Here is a 2,765-nt window from a genome sequence, read left to right on the forward strand (position 1 = left end):
TTCATTGAGTATAAATAAATACTCCAAAGCCTGCAAAAATCTGAAACTTCCTCCTACAATTTGATATAATAGAGAGAAGAACTCGATTGAAGGAGGAAATGATGTCGGTTTTAGTAAAAGAAGTGATTGAAAAGCTTAGACTAGACATTGTCTATGGCGAACCAGAATTGCTTGAAAAGGAAATCAATACAGCAGATATTACGCGACCTGGTCTTGAAATGACAGGTTATTTTGACTACTACACGCCAGAGCGGATTCAACTTTTGGGGATGAAGGAGTGGTCTTATCTGATCAGCATGCCTTCCAACAGCCGTTATGAAGTTTTGAAAAAAATGTTTCTACCTGAGACACCAGCGGTCATTGTTGCCCGTGGTTTGGTGGTTCCAGAGGAGATGTTAAAAGCAGCCAGAGAATGTAAGATTGCTATTTTAACCAGCCGTACAGCGACAAGTCGTTTATCTGGAGAGTTATCTAGCTATCTGGATTCTCGTTTGGCAGAACGTACCAGTGTTCATGGGGTTTTGATGGATATCTATGGGATGGGCGTCTTGATTCAGGGAGATAGTGGAATTGGTAAGAGTGAGACAGGTCTGGAACTTGTCAAACGTGGTCACCGCTTGGTAGCTGATGACCGGGTCGATATCTTTGCCAAGGATGAGATTACTCTTTGGGGTGAACCGGCTGAAATCTTGAGACACCTGATTGAAATTCGTGGGGTTGGGATTATCGATGTCATGAGCCTCTACGGTGCCAGTGCCGTCAAGGATTCTTCACAGGTTCAACTTGCTGTCTATTTGGAAAGCTATGATACACATAAGACTTTTGATCGTCTTGGAAACAATGCAGAGGAAATAGAAATTTCTGGCGTATCTATTCCTCGTATCCGCATTCCAGTTAAAACAGGTCGTAATATTTCTGTCGTGATTGAGGCAGCTGCCATGAATTATCGTGCCAAGGAAATGGGCTTTGATGCGACCCGTTTGTTCGAAGAACGACTGACAAGTCTCATCGCTCGAAATGAGGTGCCTAATGCTTGATCCAATTGCTATTCAACTAGGCCCTCTAGCCATTCGTTGGTATGCCTTGTGTATTGTAACGGGCTTGATTCTTGCGGTTTATTTGACCATGAAAGAAGCGCCTAGAAAGAAGATCATACCAGACGATATTTTAGATTTTATCTTGATAGCCTTTCCCTTGGCTATTTTAGGAGCTCGTCTCTACTATGTCATTTTCCGTTTTGATTATTATAGTCAGAATTTGGGAGAGATTTTTGCCATTTGGAATGGTGGTTTGGCCATTTACGGTGGTTTGATAACTGGGGCACTTGTACTCTATATCTTTGCTGATCGTAAACTCATTAACACTTGGGATTTTCTAGATATTGCGGCGCCTAGCGTCATGATTGCCCAAAGTTTGGGTCGCTGGGGCAATTTCTTTAACCAAGAAGCTTATGGTGCAGCAGTGGATAATTTGGATTATCTACCTGTCTTTATTCGTGACCAGATGTATATTGAGGGGAGCTACCGTCAGCCGACCTTTCTTTATGAGTCCCTATGGAATCTACTTGGATTTGCCTTGATTCTGATTTTTAGACGAAAATGGAAAAGTCTCAGACGAGGTCATATCACGGCCTTTTACTTGATTTGGTATGGTTTCGGTCGTATGGTCATCGAAGGCATGCGAACAGATAGTCTCATGTTCTTTGGCCTTCGAGTGTCTCAATGGCTATCAGTTGTCCTTATCGGACTGGGTATTTTTATCATTCTATATCAAAATCGAAAGAAGGCCCCTTACTATGTTACAGAGGAGGAAAACTAAATGTTAGAAGTTGCATATATTTTTGTTGCCCTTGCTTTGATTGTATTTTTAGTGTATCTAATCATTACTGTACAAAAGCTTGGCCGTGTTATCGATGAAACAGAGAAGACGATTAAAACCTTGACTTCAGATGTGGATGTGACCTTGCATCATACCAATGAATTGCTGTCTAAGATCAATGTCTTGGCAGATGATATTAATGTCAAGGTGGCAACGATTGATCCACTCTTTAGTGCTGTTGCAGATTTATCTCTATCTGTTTCAGACCTCAATGACCATGCGCGTGTCTTGAGCAAGAAAGCTTCATCAGCTGGTTCAAAAACACTCAAGACTGGGGCAAGTTTATCAGCTCTTCGTCTTGCAAGTAAATTTTTAAAAAAATAAAAAAGGAGAATCCTTATGGGTAAATTATCCTCAATCCTTTTAGGAACCGTTTCAGGTGCAGCTCTTGCCTTGTTTTTAACAAGCGACAAGGGCAAACAAGTTTGCAGTCAGGCTCAAGATTTTCTGGATGATTTGAGAGAAAATCCAGAGTATGCCAAGGAGCAGGTCTGTGAAAAACTGACAGAAGTCAAGGAGCAGGCTACAGATTTTGTTCTTAAAACCAAAGAACAGGTTGAGTCGGGTGAAATCACTGTGGACAGCGTCCTTGCTCAAGCCAAATCATGTGCTCGTCAAGCGACAGAAGTATCAAAATATCGATTCAATAATCTCAAAGAGCAATGGCAAGAAAAGGCCGAAATTCTTGATGAATCAGAAGAGATTGTGATTGATATCAAAGAAGAAAAAATCTAGATTTGATGAGACTGGGCAAAAACTCAATTCTAGGAGAAAATGAAGTAGATCTTCCCATAATCAAACGCATAGTATCAAGGTTTTTCAAGGCCTGATATTATGCGTTTTTTGATTTTCATTGAGTATTATGGTATACTCCCGACTTTATCACT

General features: G+C 40.9%; 3 protein-coding genes and 1 pseudogene. All 4 read left to right on the forward strand.

All coding sequences use genetic code 11. The features are described from left to right. The first annotated feature begins 101 nt into the window (after positions 1 to 101). The 4 genes and pseudogenes from hprK to HT719_RS07140 all read left to right on the forward strand — a co-directional run bounded on the left by hprK (position 102) and on the right by HT719_RS07140 (position 2,613). The gene (gene hprK, locus HT719_RS07125; protein WP_172928697.1) at positions 102 to 1,037 is read left to right on the forward strand and encodes an HPr(Ser) kinase/phosphatase; all 936 of its coding nucleotides are present in this window, start codon (positions 102 to 104) and stop codon (positions 1,035 to 1,037) included. Further along, positions 1,030 to 1,818, forward strand: coding sequence for a prolipoprotein diacylglyceryl transferase (gene lgt, locus HT719_RS07130; RefSeq protein ID WP_000886657.1), 789 nt, complete (start codon positions 1,030 to 1,032; stop codon positions 1,816 to 1,818). The genes hprK and lgt overlap by 8 nt, the downstream gene beginning before the upstream one ends. Continuing rightward, a pseudogene (locus HT719_RS07135) lies at positions 1,819 to 2,245 on the forward strand (DUF948 domain-containing protein). After that, positions 2,218 to 2,613: a YtxH domain-containing protein gene (locus HT719_RS07140; RefSeq protein WP_000517395.1), complete on the forward strand. Its 396-nt coding sequence runs from the start codon at positions 2,218 to 2,220 to the stop codon at positions 2,611 to 2,613. The pseudogene HT719_RS07135 and the gene HT719_RS07140 overlap by 28 nt, the downstream one beginning before the upstream one ends. Positions 2,614 to 2,765: the final 152 nt, after the last annotated feature.

It is taken from the genome of Streptococcus sp. k-378, assembly GCF_013277505.1.
GTDB classification, from domain to species: Bacteria; Bacillota; Bacilli; order Lactobacillales; family Streptococcaceae; genus Streptococcus; species Streptococcus pseudopneumoniae.

Bases quoted from the DNA above. Each gene is read 5' to 3' on its own strand.
- hprK (WP_172928697.1), top strand. From the start codon at position 102: ATGTCGGTTTTAGTAAAAGAAGTGATTGAAAAGCTTAGACTAGACATT.
- lgt (WP_000886657.1), top strand. From the start codon at position 1,030: ATGCTTGATCCAATTGCTATTCAACTAGGCCCTCTAGCCATTCGTTGG.
- HT719_RS07140 (WP_000517395.1), top strand. From the start codon at position 2,218: ATGGGTAAATTATCCTCAATCCTTTTAGGAACCGTTTCAGGTGCAGCT.